Origin of the sequence: Curtobacterium sp. BRD11 (assembly GCF_031844345.1) — a bacterium.
GTDB lineage: Bacteria > Actinomycetota > Actinomycetes > Actinomycetales > Microbacteriaceae > Curtobacterium.
Genome location: NZ_JAUZUZ010000001.1, coordinates 725,201 through 738,208, shown reverse-complemented (window position 1 = coordinate 738,208; position 13,008 = coordinate 725,201). Strand labels below are relative to the sequence as shown.

Genomic DNA, 13,008 nt, shown 5'->3' with positions numbered 1-13,008 from the left:
TCGACTGTGCCGACGAGCGTAGCGGACCGAGGGGGACGCCCGGCCTGGAGGCACGCAGCACGTCGGCGGTCCGGCCTACCATCGGAGCATGGCAGCGGATCGATCGGGCATGCGCGCGCCCACGACGGGTGGTCGCGCCGGGTTGGCTCAGGGGTCCGTCCCGCTGGCGGTGCGGATGCGTCCGACGAGCCTGGACGAGGTCGCGGGGCAGCAGCACCTGCTCGGGCGGGGCAGTCCGCTGGTGCAGCTCGCCACCGGGACGCGTGAGAACCCCGGCGGGGTGTCGGTGATCCTCTGGGGGCCGCCCGGCACCGGCAAGACGACCCTGGCGCAGGCGATCGCGCGGCAGTCCGGTCGCGAGTTCGTGGAGCTCTCGGCCGTGACGGCCGGCGTGAAGGACGTGCGCGAGGTCATGGAGAAGGCCCTCACGCACCGCGACCTGTACGGCTCGACCACCGTGCTGTTCCTCGACGAGATCCACCGCTTCAGCAAGGCCCAGCAGGACGCGCTGCTGCCCGGTGTCGAGAACGGGTGGGTCATCCTCATCGCCGCGACGACCGAGAACCCCTCGTTCTCCGTGATCTCCCCGCTGCTCTCCCGTTCCCTGTTGCTCACCCTCAAGCCGCTCACGGACGAGGACCTCGGCATGCTCGTGGACCGGGCGGTCGAGGACCCGAGGGGCCTGGGCGGCTCGGTCGTCCTCGGGGACGACGCTCGTTCGGCGATCGTCCGGCTGTCCTCCGGCGACGCGCGTCGGGCTCTCACCGCGCTCGAGGCCGCCGCATCCTCCGCGATCGCGGCGCGCACCGGCGATGCGGACGACGACGAGGACGAACCGCGCGACGACGTCGCCCTCGACGACGTCGAGACGGTGCCGCTGGTCGACGCCGACACGGTGGCCGCCGCGGTGGACCGTGCCCTGCTGCGGTACGACCGACAGGGCGACGAGCACTACGACGTCATCAGCGCCTTCATCAAGTCGGTCCGGGGGAGCGACGTCGACGCCGCGCTGCACTACCTCGCACGGATGATCGAGGCAGGCGAGGACCCGCGGTTCATCGCACGGCGCATCATCATCTCGGCGTCCGAGGACATCGGCATGGCGGATCCGCAGGCCCTGCCGATCGCCGTCGCGGCCGCGCAGGCGGTGCAGCTCATCGGGATGCCCGAGGGGCGCATCCCGCTGGCCGAGGCCGTGGTCTACCTGGCGACGGCCCCGAAGTCGAACGCGTCCTACAACGGCGTGAACGCGGCGGTGGCGGACGTCAAGGCCGGGCGGATGGGCGTCGTCCCGGCGCACCTGCGCGACGCGCACTACCCCGGCGCGAAGCGGCTCGGGCACGGCAAGGGCTACGTCTACTCGCACGACGCCGAGCACGGGGTCGCCCGGCAGCAGTACCTGCCCGACGCCCTCGAGGGCACGGAGTACTACACGCCGACCGGCAACGGGTACGAGCGTGAGGTCGGGCCCCGGCTCGAGCGACTCCGGAAGATCACCCGCGGCGAGTGACGCCCGGTGCTTCTCCGGGCCTCTCGATGCTGCTATCGTTGACGGGCCTACGTCCTGGTCCTCGCGTGCGGCTGCGCCGAGGACAGAGTCCCGCTCCGGCGGGACGGGGACAGAGGTTCGGACTGTAGCCGTCCGATCCCACAGGCTCATCCCTCTGGATCCCGTCGCCGGGACCGCGCGCACGAGTGCGTGCCGTGTCCGGCGAGTCATTCAGTTCAGACAGAGAAAAGGACCCTGTGTCTACCAAGTCACGCACCCGCAGCAAGACCCGCCTCTCGCGCGCGCTCGGCATCCCGCTGACGCCGAAGGCGGCCCGCTACCTCGAGAAGCGCCCCTACGGCCCCGGTGAGCACGGCCGTACCCGCCGTCGTGCGGACAGCGACTACGCCGTCCGCCTCCGTGAGAAGCAGCGTCTGCGCGCCCAGTACGGCATCCGCGAGAAGCAGCTCCGCATCGTCTTCGAAGAGGCCCGCAAGACGAAGGGCCTGACCGGTGAGAACCTGGTCGAGCTCCTCGAGCAGCGCCTCGACGCCCTCGTGCTGCGTGCCGGCTTCGCCCGCACCACCGCGCAGGCGCGCCAGCTGATCGTGCACCGTCACATCCTGGTCGACGGCAAGCTCGTCGACCGTCCCTCCTTCCGCGTGAAGGAGGGCCAGATGATCCACGTCAAGCAGCGCTCCGAGTCCCTCGAGCCCCTCCAGGTCGCCGCTGCCGGTGGTCACCTCGAGGTCCTGCCGAAGGTCCCGGGCTACCTCGAGGTCGAGATCGAGAAGCTCCAGGCCCGCCTGGTCCGTCGCCCGAAGCGCGCCGAGGTCCCCGTGACCTGTGAAGTGCAGCTCGTCGTCGAGTACTACGCAGCTCGCTGATCCACGGATCACGCCCGAACGGCGGGTCGTCCTCTCAGGAGGACGGCCCGCCGTTCGGCGTCCCGGCCGTCCCACGCCACTACACTCGTTCGGGCACGCACCGCTCGCGTGCGCGAGAGGGAGAGGGAGAGGCACCGTGAAGCAGCTGTTCTTCGTCGCCGTCGGCGTCGTCATCGGCTTCGCCGCCGCGCACCGGATCGCGAACACACCCGGCGGCGCCCGCCTCTTCGCGGACGTGAACGCCAAGACGAAGGCGTTCACCGACGCCGTCGCCGACGGGTACCGCTCCCGCGAGGCCGAACTCCGCACCGACGCCTGAGCGTCACCGCGCCCCAGCTCCCACGCACCCTCCGCCGACCTGAATCAGGAAGCACCATGCAGACCGCAGAGATCCGCCGCCGTTGGCTCCAGTTCTTCGGCGACCGCGGACACACCGTCGTCCCGTCCGCGTCGCTCGTCTCGGACGACCCGTCGCTGCTCTTCACGGTCGCCGGCATGGTCCCGTTCATCCCGTACCTGACCGGGTTGGTCCCCGCACCGTACCCGCGCGCGACGAGCGTGCAGAAGTGCATCCGGACCAACGACATCGAGGAGGTCGGCAAGACCCCTCGGCACGGCACGTTCTTCCAGATGAACGGCAACTTCTCCTTCGGGGACTACTTCAAGGAGCAGGCGATCCAGTACGCCTGGCAGTTCCTGACGACGCCGGAGTCGGACGGCGGCCTCGGGTTCTCGGCCGACGACCTGTGGGTCACGGTCTACGAGGACGACGACGAGGCGATCGCCTTCTGGAAGCAGCACTCGTCGCTGCCGGACGACCGGATCCAGCGCCTCGGCAAGGACACCAACTACTGGTCGACCGGGCAGCCCGGACCCGCCGGCCCGTGCTCCGAGATCTTCTTCGACCGCGGCCCGGAGTACGGCATCGACGGCGGCCCGGCGACCGACGACGACCGCTACGTCGAGATCTGGAACCTGGTGTTCATGCAGTACCAGATCGCCGACGTCCGGTCGAAGTACGACTTCACGATCACCGGCGAACTGCCGAACAAGAACATCGACACGGGCATGGGGCTCGAGCGCGTCGCCTTCATCAAGCAGGGCGTCGACAACATGTACGAGATCGACCAGGTGCGTCCGGTGCTGGACCGCGCCGCAGCGATCTCGGGCCGTCAGTACGGCGCCGTGCACGAGGACGACGTCCGGATGCGGGTCATCGCCGACCACGTCCGATCGTCGCTCATGCTCATCGCGGACGGCGTCACCCCGTCGAACGAGGGCCGCGGGTACATCCTCCGCCGTCTGCTCCGCCGCACGGTGCGCGCCATGCGCCTGCTCGGCGTCGAGGGTGCGACCTTCCCGCAGCTCTTCCCGGCGTCGCGCGACGCCATGCGCGAGGCCTACCCGGAGGTCGCCGGTGACTACGACCGGATCGCCCGGATCGCCTACGCGGAGGAGGAGACGTTCCTCCGCACGCTGGCGCAGGGCACCACGATCCTCGACGTCGCGGTCGAGCGCGCGAAGCAGGACGGTGCCCCCTCGATCGGCGGCGACACCGCGTTCCTCCTCCACGACACGTTCGGCTTCCCGATCGACCTGACGATGGAGATGGCGGACGAGGCCGGCGTCCGGGTCGACCGCGGGGCGTTCGAGACCCTGATGTCGGAGCAGCGTGCCCGCGCCAAGGCCGATGCGAAGAGCAAGAAGACCGCCCTCGCCGACCTCAGTGTCTACAGCGCCTTCCGCGCGAAGGGCGAGACGGTCTTCCTGGGCTACGACGCGCTCGAGGCCGAGTCCGCCGTGCTCGGCATCATCGTGGGCGGCGTCAGCGTCGACCGCGCCGTCGCCGGTGACATCGCCGAGGTGATCCTCGGTGAGACGTCCCTGTACGCCGAGTCCGGCGGTCAGGACGCCGACCAGGGGTCGATCGTCGGCAACGGCTTCGACCTCGAGGTGCTCGACGTGCAGCGCCCGGTCGCCGGGCTCTGGAGCCACACCGTGCAGGTCCGCTCCGGCGAGGTCGGCGTCGGTGACGCCGCCACGACGGTCGTCGACGGCGAGTACCGCCGCGGCGCGACCCAGGCGCACTCGGCGACGCACCTGGTCAACGCGGCGCTGCGCGACGTGCTCGGACCGGAGGCCCTGCAGGCCGGCTCGTACAACAAGTCGGGCTACATGCGCCTCGACTTCTCCTGGTCGCAGCCGGTCTCCGGTGCCACCCGCTCGGAGATCGAGGAGGTCGTGAACGCGGCGATCCGCTCGGACCTCGCGGTGCAGACGCGCGTGCTGCCGCTCGACGAGGCCAAGGCGCTCGGTGCGCAGGCGCTGTTCGGCGAGAAGTACGGCGCCGAGGTCCGCATGGTCGACATCGGTGGTCCGTGGTCGCGCGAGCTCTGCGGTGGCACCCACGTCGCCTCCAGCGCGCAGGTCGGCCTCGTCAACCTGGTCGGGGAGTCGAGCGTCGGCTCGACCAACCGTCGCGTCGAGGCCCTCGTCGGACTCGAGGGCTTCCGCGACCTGGCCGTCGAGCGGACGATCGTGTCGCAGCTCTCGAGTGCGCTGAAGGCTCCCCGTGAGGACCTGCCGACCCGCGTGCAGGGCCTGATGGAGGACCTGCGCACCGCCCAGAAGCGGATCGCCGAGTTCGAGTCCGCCAACCTGCAGCAGCGGGTGCCGTCGATCGCACGCCGGGCCGAGACGGTCGGCGCGGTCACCGTGGTCGCCGAGACGGTCGACGGCCTGCAGTCCGGGGACGACCTGCGTGCCCTCGCGACGGGCGTGCGCGGTCAGCTCGGGGACGGTGCCGCGGTCGTGGTGCTCGGTGCCGTGATCAGCGGCAAGCCCGTGGTGATCGTCGCGACGAACGACGCGGCGCGGTCGGCCGGCATGCAGGCGGGTCCCCTCGCCAAGGAGGCAGCCGGTGTCCTCGGCGGCGGTGGCGGCGGCAAGCCCGACCTCGCCCAGGGCGGTGGCACCGATGCGGCGGCGCTGCCCGCGGCGCTGCGCGCCGTGACCGCACGACTGGCGGGCTGATCGTGCCGGTGCGTCCGGGCCGCCGGCTCGGCGTCGACGTCGGCAAGGCCCGCATCGGCGTCGCGGTCTGCGACCGCGACGGCCTGCTGGCCACCCCGGTCGAGACGGTGCCCCGGGCCCAGGCGACCGACGTGCGCCGGATCGTCGAACTGGCCGACGAGTACGACGTGCTCGAGATCGTCGTGGGGCTGCCGCTCTCGATGTCGGGTGACGACACCCCGTCGACCGCCGATGCCAGGGGCTTCGCGGAGCGGCTGGCCGAGCACCGGACCGTACGGCTGGTCGACGAACGGCTCTCGACGGTGACGGCGCAGCGCGGTCTGCACCAGGCCGGGAAGAACACCAAGAAGTCCCGCGCCGTGATCGACCAAGCGGCCGCTGTTATCATCCTGCAACACGCGCTCGACCACGAGCGTGCGTCCAGCGCCGCTCCCGGCGCAACGCTCCCCTGACCGACCGGCCCCGGGACGGGTCGGGAGACCGTCGTTCCCGGACCGATGGGGCCCAGGTGGAGCCCCCGACCCGAGAGACCGAGGATCCCTTGGCAGACGACCTGGACTGGGACGCGATCATCGCGCCCGGTGACGACGCAGGGCGGCGACGTCGCCCCACCGACCCCGACGCCGAGCCCGACCGACCGATGTCCCGTCGTGAGGCGCGTGCTGCCGAGGCAGCCGAGTCCGAGCGGGCGCGGCGGGCGCCGGCGGAGGACACCGACGGTCGTCGTCCGGCGGACCAGGACCCGGCGTCGCAGCCCTCGACGGCGGCGACGCGACCGGCATCGCCGGCGGACGCCCCGGTCGCGCGGTCGGACGACGAGCTCCACCCGGACGTCCGAGCACTCCTGACCGGGGAGCTCCGGGCGCCCGATGCGCAGGCGGTGCGTGCGGCGCGGGCCGAGGCCGGCCCGGGCCGGGCCACGCGTGACGCGGGCGTCGTCGACGGTTCCGCTGCCGCCGCGGGCGGGCCTGCCGGAGCCGACCGGGGAACCGGCGGTACCGGAGGCGGACGTGGGCGTGGTGCCGGAGGCGGGGGAGCCTCCCGGCCGCCACGCGAACCGCGGCCGAAGCGGCGACGTGGCCCGCTCGTGGCGGGCATCGTGATCGTCGCCCTCGTCCTGGGCGGCGGCGTCGGCGCGTACGCCTTCGCCGCACCCAAGGTGCAGCAGGTGCTCAGTGCGATCGGCGGGTCCAGTGAGCCCGACGACTACACCGGCGACGGGACGAGCAAGGTCACCGTGACCATCAAGCAGGGCGACATCGGCGAGGACGTCGCGAAGACCCTGCAGCGCAGCGGTGTCGTGAAGAGCTCGAAGGTGTTCTACAAGCTGCTGTTGACCTCACCGGACGTCTCGTTCCAGCCGGGCTCGTACGAGCTCAAGAAGGAGATGAGCTCGAAGGCCGCACTCGACGCGCTCAAGGACTCCGACAACCGCGTCCAGGCCTCGATCGTGATCCCCGAGGGGACCGCGCTGCAGGACATCGAGGCGGGGATGGTCTCGAAGGCGGGGCTGACCGAGGCCGAGGTCAGCGCAGCGGCGAAGGACGTGCAGGCGTACGGGCTCCCGTCCGGCGTGACGACCCTCGAGGGATGGCTCTTCCCGGCGACGTACCCGATCAACCCCGGGTGGACCGCGAAGCAGTACTTCCAGTCGATGGTCGACACGATGAAGGAGCACCTGGCCGCAGCCGGCGTGGCCGAGGGTGACCAGGAGCGGGTCGTCGTCTTCGCCTCGCTCGTGCAGAAGGAGGCCGGCCTGGCTGCCGACTACCCGAAGGTCGCGCGGGTGTTCCAGAACCGGCTCGACATCGACATGGCGCTGCAGTCGGACGCGACCGTCGCCTACGGGACGGGCAACACGCACAAGGTGACCACGACCGACGAGGAGCGAGCGGACGCGGGCAACGCGTACAACACCTACGTGCACAAGGGTCTGCCCCCGGCACCGATCTCGAACCCCGGCGACCTGGCCATCAAGGCCGTCACGAACATGGCCGACGGGAAGTGGCTCTACTTCGTGACGGTCGACCTCGACACGGGTGAGACCGTCTTCTCGGACACGTACGCGGAGCACCAGGTGGCCGTGAAGCAGTTCCAGGCCTGGCTCCGCGCACACCCCGAGTACCAGTAGGCCCGCGGCGGTCCGGTCGCGTCGCACGACCGGACCCTGTGGGAGGATGGTCGACATGCTTCGTTGGTTGACCGCTGGTGAGTCCCACGGACCCGAACTCATCGCGATGCTCGAGGGCCTGCCCGCGGGCGTCCCGGTGTCGTTCGAGTCCATCCGCGCCGACCTCGCGCGTCGGAAGCTCGGCTACGGGCGCGGGTCGCGGATGAAGTTCGAGCAGGACGAGCTCCACGTCTCGGGCGGCGTCCGCCACGGGTACTCGCTCGGCAGCCCGATCGCCATCCGCATCGGCAACACCGAGTGGCCCAAGTGGGTCGAGGTCATGAGTCCCGAGCCGGTCGAGTCGACCGAGATGTCCCGTGGTCGCAGCGCGCCCCTGACCCGACCGCGTCCCGGACACGCCGACCTGGTCGGCATGCAGAAGTACGGGTTCGACGAGGCCCGGCCGATCCTCGAACGCGCGTCCGCTCGCGAGACGGCGGCGCGGGTCGCCCTCGGCGCGGTCGCGAAGTCCTTCCTGGCCGAGCTCGGCATCCGCTCGATCGCCCACACCCTGCAGGTCGGCACCGTCCGCGTGCCCGACGGCACGCCGCTGCCCCTGCCCGACGACGTCGACCGCCTGGACGAGGACCAGCTCCGCTGTGCCGACCCGGAGACCTCCGCGCGGATGGTCACCGAGGTCGAGGCGGCGAAGAAGGACGGCGACACCCTCGGCGGGGTCGTCGAGGTCCTGTTCTACGGCGTCCCGCCTGGGCTCGGCTCCCACGTGCACTGGGATCGTCGTCTCGACGCGCGACTCGCCGCGGCGATCATGGGCATCCAGGCGATCAAGGGCGTCGAGGTCGGCGACGGGTTCGCCACCGCGGGACGCCGTGGGTCCGAGGCGCACGACGAGCTGTACCGCGAGGACGGCGAGATCGTCCGGACGAGCGACCGCGCCGGCGGGACCGAGGGCGGCATGTCCACCGGGACGGTGCTCCGCGTCCGCGCGGGCATGAAGCCCATCGCGACCGTGCCGCACGCCCTGCACACCATCGACGTCGCCACCGGCGAGGACGCGGCCGCCCACCACCAGCGCAGCGACGTCTGCGCGGTGCCGGCCTCGGGCGTCGTCGCCGAGGCCATGGTCGCGCTCGTGCTCGCCGATGCCGTGCTCGAGAAGTTCGGCGGCGACAGCCTGACCGAGACGAAGCGCAACCTCGACGCGTACCTCGCGGCCCTGCCGGAGACCCTGCGCACCCGCCGGACGGACGGCGCTGAGTCGCGCGCGGCCGAGCCCACGACCGTCCGGTGAGCGGCGCCGACGCGTCGACCACCGGCGGTCCCGCGGGCACCGGTGCGCCGGTCGTCGTGATCGGGCCGATGGGGGCCGGCAAGTCGAGCGTCGGCAAGCGCGTCGCCAAGGCCCTGGGCGTGCCGTTCACGGACACCGATCGCGTGATCGCGCGGGAGCACGGCCCGATCCCGGGGATCTTCGCCGACCGCGGTGAGCCGGCGTTCCGCGCGCTCGAGGCCGAGGCCGTGCGCGCAGCCGTCGCGACCGGCGGTGTGGTCTCCGTCGGTGGGGGAGCCGTGACGCACCCGGACACCCGTGCTGCGTTGCGTGGCGCTCGGGTCGTGCTGCTCACCGTGTCACCCGAGGCCGTCGCCGCCCGGATCGCGGGGACCGACCGGCCGCTCCTCGCGCAGGGCGGGATCGACGCGTGGCAGACCATCGCCGACGAGCGGGCGGCGACCTACGCCGAGCTCGCACACGCGACGTTCGACACGTCGCGCCGCCCGATGTCGCACGTCGTCCGGGACGTCGTCGCGTGGGTGACCGAGCAGCAGACCGGCTCCGGCGAGGAGCGCACCGGCTCCGCCGAGGAGCGCACCGACTCCGCTGAGGAGCACATCGGCTCCGACCAGGAGCACACCACCGGAGGGACACCGTGACCGCGTCGAACCTGCCCGAGGGCACCACCGAGATCCGGGTCGGCGGCGAGGGCGGGTCCCTCGTCGTGGTCGGCAACGACCTGTCCGGCTCGGTCCCGTCGCTGCTCGGACCCCGCGTGGCGAAGGTGCTCATCGTGCACGCACCGACCCTGGGAGCGCGGGCGAACGAGCTGCGTGCCGTCCTCGTCGAAGCCGGTCTCGACGCACTGATCGCCGAGGTCCCGGACGCCGAGGCCGCCAAGCGCGTCGAGGTCGCCGCGTTCTGCTGGCAGGTCATGGGACAGGCGGACTTCACCCGGACCGACGCCGTCATCGGGCTCGGCGGGGGAGCCGTCACCGACCTCGCCGGGTTCGTCGCGGCGACGTGGCTCCGCGGGGTGCCGTTCCTGGCGATGCCGACGAGCGTGCTCGGGCTGGTCGACGCGAGCGTCGGCGGCAAGACCGGCATCAACACCAACGAGGGCAAGAACCTGGTCGGGGCGTTCCACCACCCGCGCGCGGTGGTCGCCGACCTCGACCTCGTCCGGACGCTGCCACGGAACGACGTGCTCACCGGGTTCGCCGAGATCGTGAAGGCCGGCTTCATCGCCGTCCCCGAGATCCTGGACGTCATCGAGGCCGACGTCGCCCGCGTCACCGACCCGACGACGCCCGAGTTCCGCCGCGTGGTCGAGCTCGCGATCGCGCTGAAGGCCGAAGTGGTGTCGGAGGACTTCACCGAGCAGGGTCGACGGGAGATCCTCAACTACGGGCACACCCTCGGGCACGCGATCGAGCACGCCGAGCGCTACCAGTGGCGACACGGCGCGGCGGTGTCCGTCGGCATGGTGTTCGCCGCGGAGCTCGCCCGGTTGACGGGCCACCTGGACGACGCCACCGTCGACCGGCACCGCTCGATCCTCGAGTCGCTGGAGCTGCCGACGACCTACGGACTCGGTCGCTGGGAGGGCCTGCTCGCCACGATGCGGCGCGACAAGAAGGCACGTGCGGGCATGCTGCGCTTCATCATCCTCGACGGGGTCGGCAAGCCCGCCACCCTCGAGGGTCCGGAGGACCACCTGCTGTTCACCGCGTACCAGGAGGTCGGCGTCTAGCGGGTCCGCCCGCCCGATCAGCGGAGCGTCGGACGAGTCCGACGCCACCACCACCTGAGCCGCATGGAGAGGGTGAGCACACCGGTCCGCTCCCATTCGCGGAACTCGTCGAGTGTGGCGCCGTTCTCCCACGCCCAGTACTCGTCGTCGTCGCGGTCAGGGTCGAGCGCGTCGGGGAGTGGCTTGAAGATCCGCATCATCCGAGGTCCTCTCCTGTGGGTGTGCTTGCTCGGTAGCCGCTCTGCGACTGTCGGCGCAGTGCCCGGTGCGCCAGCCGGCGGTCGGCCTTCGACCACCACGCTACGGTCGCGAGGTGCCGGAGCACAGCGATCGAGATGTCGTGTGCACGGTCACCGGGACGCTGCTCGAGCGCCCATGTGAACCGTTCCCAGGCGTGGTGGCGTACCGCGGTGCGTCGCGCCTGGAACGCGCCGAACCAGCTGACGACGGCTGCGGCGATCGACGCCGTCGCAGCGATCGCGGCGGTGGTGAGTGCAGTGTCCATGCCACGAGGGTCGTGCAGTGGACCTGACCTGACGCGTCCGGTCAGCCGACCTGTGGGCGGTGAACCGTGCCTCCCGGCTGTGCAGGGACGGGGCAGGCCCGCAGGCCCGGGGAGCAGACTGGGGCGGTGCCCACCCCGCCCCGCCTGAGCGACCTCGGCCAGCAGGACGTCGCCGCCGGCAGCCTGCGTACCCGTGCCCGACGCTTCGCCGAACTCCTGTCGATCGCCCGCCGCCACGAACTGGTGCCGTTCCGACGGCTCGACTTCTCACGCGACCCGGGGACGTCGGACCTGCGGCGGCGGCAGGCCGAGCACCTGCGTCGCGCCCTCGAGGAGGCGGGCGGCGGGTTCGTGAAGATGGGACAGCTCCTGTCGACGCGCGACGACCTGCTGCCGGACGAGTGGACCGAGGGGCTCGCGCACCTGCAGCGCAGCGTCCGCCCCGCCGACGCGGTCGAGGTCGCGGCGCTCCTCGAGGAGGAGCTGGGCGCGCCCGTCGACGAGGTGTTCGCGTCCTTCGACACCGAACCGGTCGCCGCTGCGTCCATCGCGCAGGTGCACCGGGCCACCCTCCGTGACGGCACCGTCGTCGCCGTGAAGGTCCAGCGACCCGGGATCGACGCCGCGGTCCGGCGCGACGTCGACATCGCGCTGCGGGTCGTCAGGTTCCTGGCCCGGACGAGCACCGAGGCACGACAGGTCGGCGTCGCGGACGTCGCGCAGCAGTACGCCGACGACCTCGTGCGGCAGGTGGACTTCACGTCGGAGATGCGGAACCTCACCGCACTGCGTGCGGCGCAGGCGCGGAGCGCCCGACCGGACGCGGTCGCCTACCCCGAGCCGTACCGCGACCTCTCCGGGCGTCGGGTGATGGTGATGGAGTTCCTCGAGGGCGAGACGCTCAGCGCGGTCCGGGCCGCCGGGGGCGGTCAGGACCTCGACGCCCCGATGCGGGCCGTCCTCGACGCCTTCCTCCGGCAGATCGTCTTCGACGGGACCTACCACGCTGACCTGCACCCGGGCAACGTCGTGCTGCTGCACGACGGCCGCCCGGCCCTGATCGACTTCGGGTCCGTCGGCCGGCTCGACCCGGGTCTGCGGAGCACCGTGCAGGACCTGCTCGCCGGGTACATCCAGGATGACACCGAGCGGATCGCGGACGCGGTGATGCGCATGGCCCCGGTGCGTGACGTCGAGGACGAGCCGGACTTCCGCCGGGACATCGCCGCGTTCGTCGCGGACGAGCTCGGACCCGGTGCGCGGATCGGCGTCGAGACGGTGGACGACGCCGTCGCCGTGTTCGGGCGCTACCGGCTCAAGCCGCCGCCGGACTTCGTCGCCGCGGCCCGCGCGCTGGCGATCTTCGAGGGCACCCTGCGCAGCCTCGCGCCGTCGTTCGACCTGCTCGAGGAGTCCCGCGACCTGGCGAGGCGGCAGATCCGCGACCAGCTCCGACCGCGAGCGGTCCGGGACCTCGCGGTCCGTGAGCTCTTCGGCGTGGTGTCGGCCGCGCGCAAGCTGCCCCGACGGGTCGACCGGATCACCGAGGCGCTCGAGACCGGCCGGTTCGCGGTGAACATCCGGCTGTTCTCGGACCGGCGGGACCGCGAGGTGGTCTCCGGTCTGGTCCGGCGCGTCCTGCTCGTCCTGCTCGGAGCGGGTGCCGGCGTGCTGGCGATCGTGTACCTCGCCTCGCCGGCGCGGCCGACCGCGGTGCTCTCCACCGGTGCCGCGGGCGGGATCCTGGGCGGTACCGCCGTGGTGCTGCTGGTGTGGGCCGCGATCGACGCGTGGCGGGCTCGACGCCGGCGGTGACCCACGGGTGGCCGACCGGGCAGCCTCGCCGCCGCCCGCACTGCGCCCCGCCCCGGCCGGTCCGTGCCCGTCCGCTACACTCGACGGGGCGTCGGCGCGGGCACACCCCGCCGTCGCCGGGA

Annotated in this window: 12 protein-coding genes; 10 read left to right on the top strand and 2 right to left on the bottom strand. The window is 72.1% G+C overall.

Going from position 1 to position 13,008, the window contains the following annotated elements; genetic code table 11:
* Window positions 1–109 precede the first annotated feature (109 nt).
* The 9 genes from Q9R28_RS03350 (at window position 110) to aroB (ending at window position 10,566) form a co-directional block, all read left to right on the top strand.
* Window positions 110–1,510: a replication-associated recombination protein A gene (locus Q9R28_RS03350; protein ID WP_311205553.1), complete on the top strand. Its 1,401-nt coding sequence runs from the start codon at window positions 110–112 to the stop codon at window positions 1,508–1,510.
* A 236-nt stretch (window positions 1,511–1,746) separates the two neighbouring features.
* A complete protein-coding gene (gene rpsD, locus Q9R28_RS03345) occupies window positions 1,747–2,376 on the top strand; it encodes a 30S ribosomal protein S4 (RefSeq protein WP_066654559.1) in 630 nt (209 codons plus the stop codon).
* Window positions 2,377–2,512: 136 nt separating this feature from the next.
* The gene (locus tag Q9R28_RS03340) at window positions 2,513–2,695 is read left to right on the top strand and encodes a hypothetical protein (protein WP_271825767.1); all 183 of its coding nucleotides are present in this window, start codon (window positions 2,513–2,515) and stop codon (window positions 2,693–2,695) included.
* Between the two features lie 56 nt (window positions 2,696–2,751).
* The gene (alaS, locus tag Q9R28_RS03335) at window positions 2,752–5,409 is read left to right on the top strand and encodes an alanine--tRNA ligase (RefSeq protein WP_209682437.1); all 2,658 of its coding nucleotides are present in this window, start codon (window positions 2,752–2,754) and stop codon (window positions 5,407–5,409) included.
* Between the two features lie 8 nt (window positions 5,410–5,417).
* Window positions 5,418–5,861, top strand: coding sequence for a Holliday junction resolvase RuvX (ruvX, locus tag Q9R28_RS03330; RefSeq protein ID WP_066658313.1), 444 nt, complete (start codon window positions 5,418–5,420; stop codon window positions 5,859–5,861).
* Between the two features lie 89 nt (window positions 5,862–5,950).
* Window positions 5,951–7,540, top strand: a complete 1,590-nt coding sequence (gene mltG / locus Q9R28_RS03325; RefSeq protein ID WP_235426335.1) for an endolytic transglycosylase MltG — start codon at window positions 5,951–5,953, stop codon at window positions 7,538–7,540.
* Window positions 7,541–7,595: 55 nt separating this feature from the next.
* A complete protein-coding gene (gene aroC / locus Q9R28_RS03320) occupies window positions 7,596–8,831 on the top strand; it encodes a chorismate synthase (RefSeq protein WP_066658306.1) in 1,236 nt (411 codons plus the stop codon).
* Window positions 8,828–9,472, top strand: a complete 645-nt coding sequence (locus Q9R28_RS03315; RefSeq protein ID WP_374109575.1) for a shikimate kinase — start codon at window positions 8,828–8,830, stop codon at window positions 9,470–9,472. Before aroC ends, Q9R28_RS03315 begins: the two co-directional genes overlap by 4 nt.
* Window positions 9,469–10,566: a 3-dehydroquinate synthase gene (gene aroB / locus Q9R28_RS03310; RefSeq protein ID WP_200884091.1), complete on the top strand. Its 1,098-nt coding sequence runs from the start codon at window positions 9,469–9,471 to the stop codon at window positions 10,564–10,566. The genes Q9R28_RS03315 and aroB overlap by 4 nt, the downstream gene beginning before the upstream one ends.
* Before the next feature lie 17 nt (window positions 10,567–10,583).
* Here the strand turns inward: aroB and Q9R28_RS03305 are convergent, their stop codons facing one another.
* On the bottom strand, window positions 10,584–10,766 hold the full coding sequence (locus Q9R28_RS03305) for a hypothetical protein (RefSeq protein WP_209682440.1): 183 nt from the start codon (window positions 10,764–10,766) through the stop codon (window positions 10,584–10,586).
* Window positions 10,763–11,071, bottom strand: coding sequence for a hypothetical protein (locus Q9R28_RS03300; RefSeq protein ID WP_251155040.1), 309 nt, complete (start codon window positions 11,069–11,071; stop codon window positions 10,763–10,765). The genes Q9R28_RS03305 and Q9R28_RS03300 overlap by 4 nt, the downstream gene beginning before the upstream one ends.
* 126 nt (window positions 11,072–11,197) lie before the next feature.
* Here Q9R28_RS03300 and Q9R28_RS03295 point away from each other — a divergent pair, with 126 nt between their 5' ends.
* A complete protein-coding gene (locus Q9R28_RS03295) occupies window positions 11,198–12,886 on the top strand; it encodes an AarF/UbiB family protein (protein WP_311205460.1) in 1,689 nt (562 codons plus the stop codon).
* The last annotated feature ends 122 nt before the right edge of the window (window positions 12,887–13,008 follow it).

What these genes read in the sequence shown, in the direction of transcription:
- Q9R28_RS03300 (WP_251155040.1), bottom strand. Translation starts at nt 11,071, where the DNA reads ATGGACACTGCACTCACCACCGCCGCGATCGCTGCGACGGCGTCGATC.
- alaS (WP_209682437.1), top strand. Translation starts at nt 2,752, where the DNA reads ATGCAGACCGCAGAGATCCGCCGCCGTTGGCTCCAGTTCTTCGGCGAC.
- Q9R28_RS03350 (WP_311205553.1), top strand. Translation starts at nt 110, where the DNA reads ATGCGCGCGCCCACGACGGGTGGTCGCGCCGGGTTGGCTCAGGGGTCC.
- Q9R28_RS03305 (WP_209682440.1), bottom strand. Translation starts at nt 10,766, where the DNA reads ATGATGCGGATCTTCAAGCCACTCCCCGACGCGCTCGACCCTGACCGC.
- aroC (WP_066658306.1), top strand. Translation starts at nt 7,596, where the DNA reads ATGCTTCGTTGGTTGACCGCTGGTGAGTCCCACGGACCCGAACTCATC.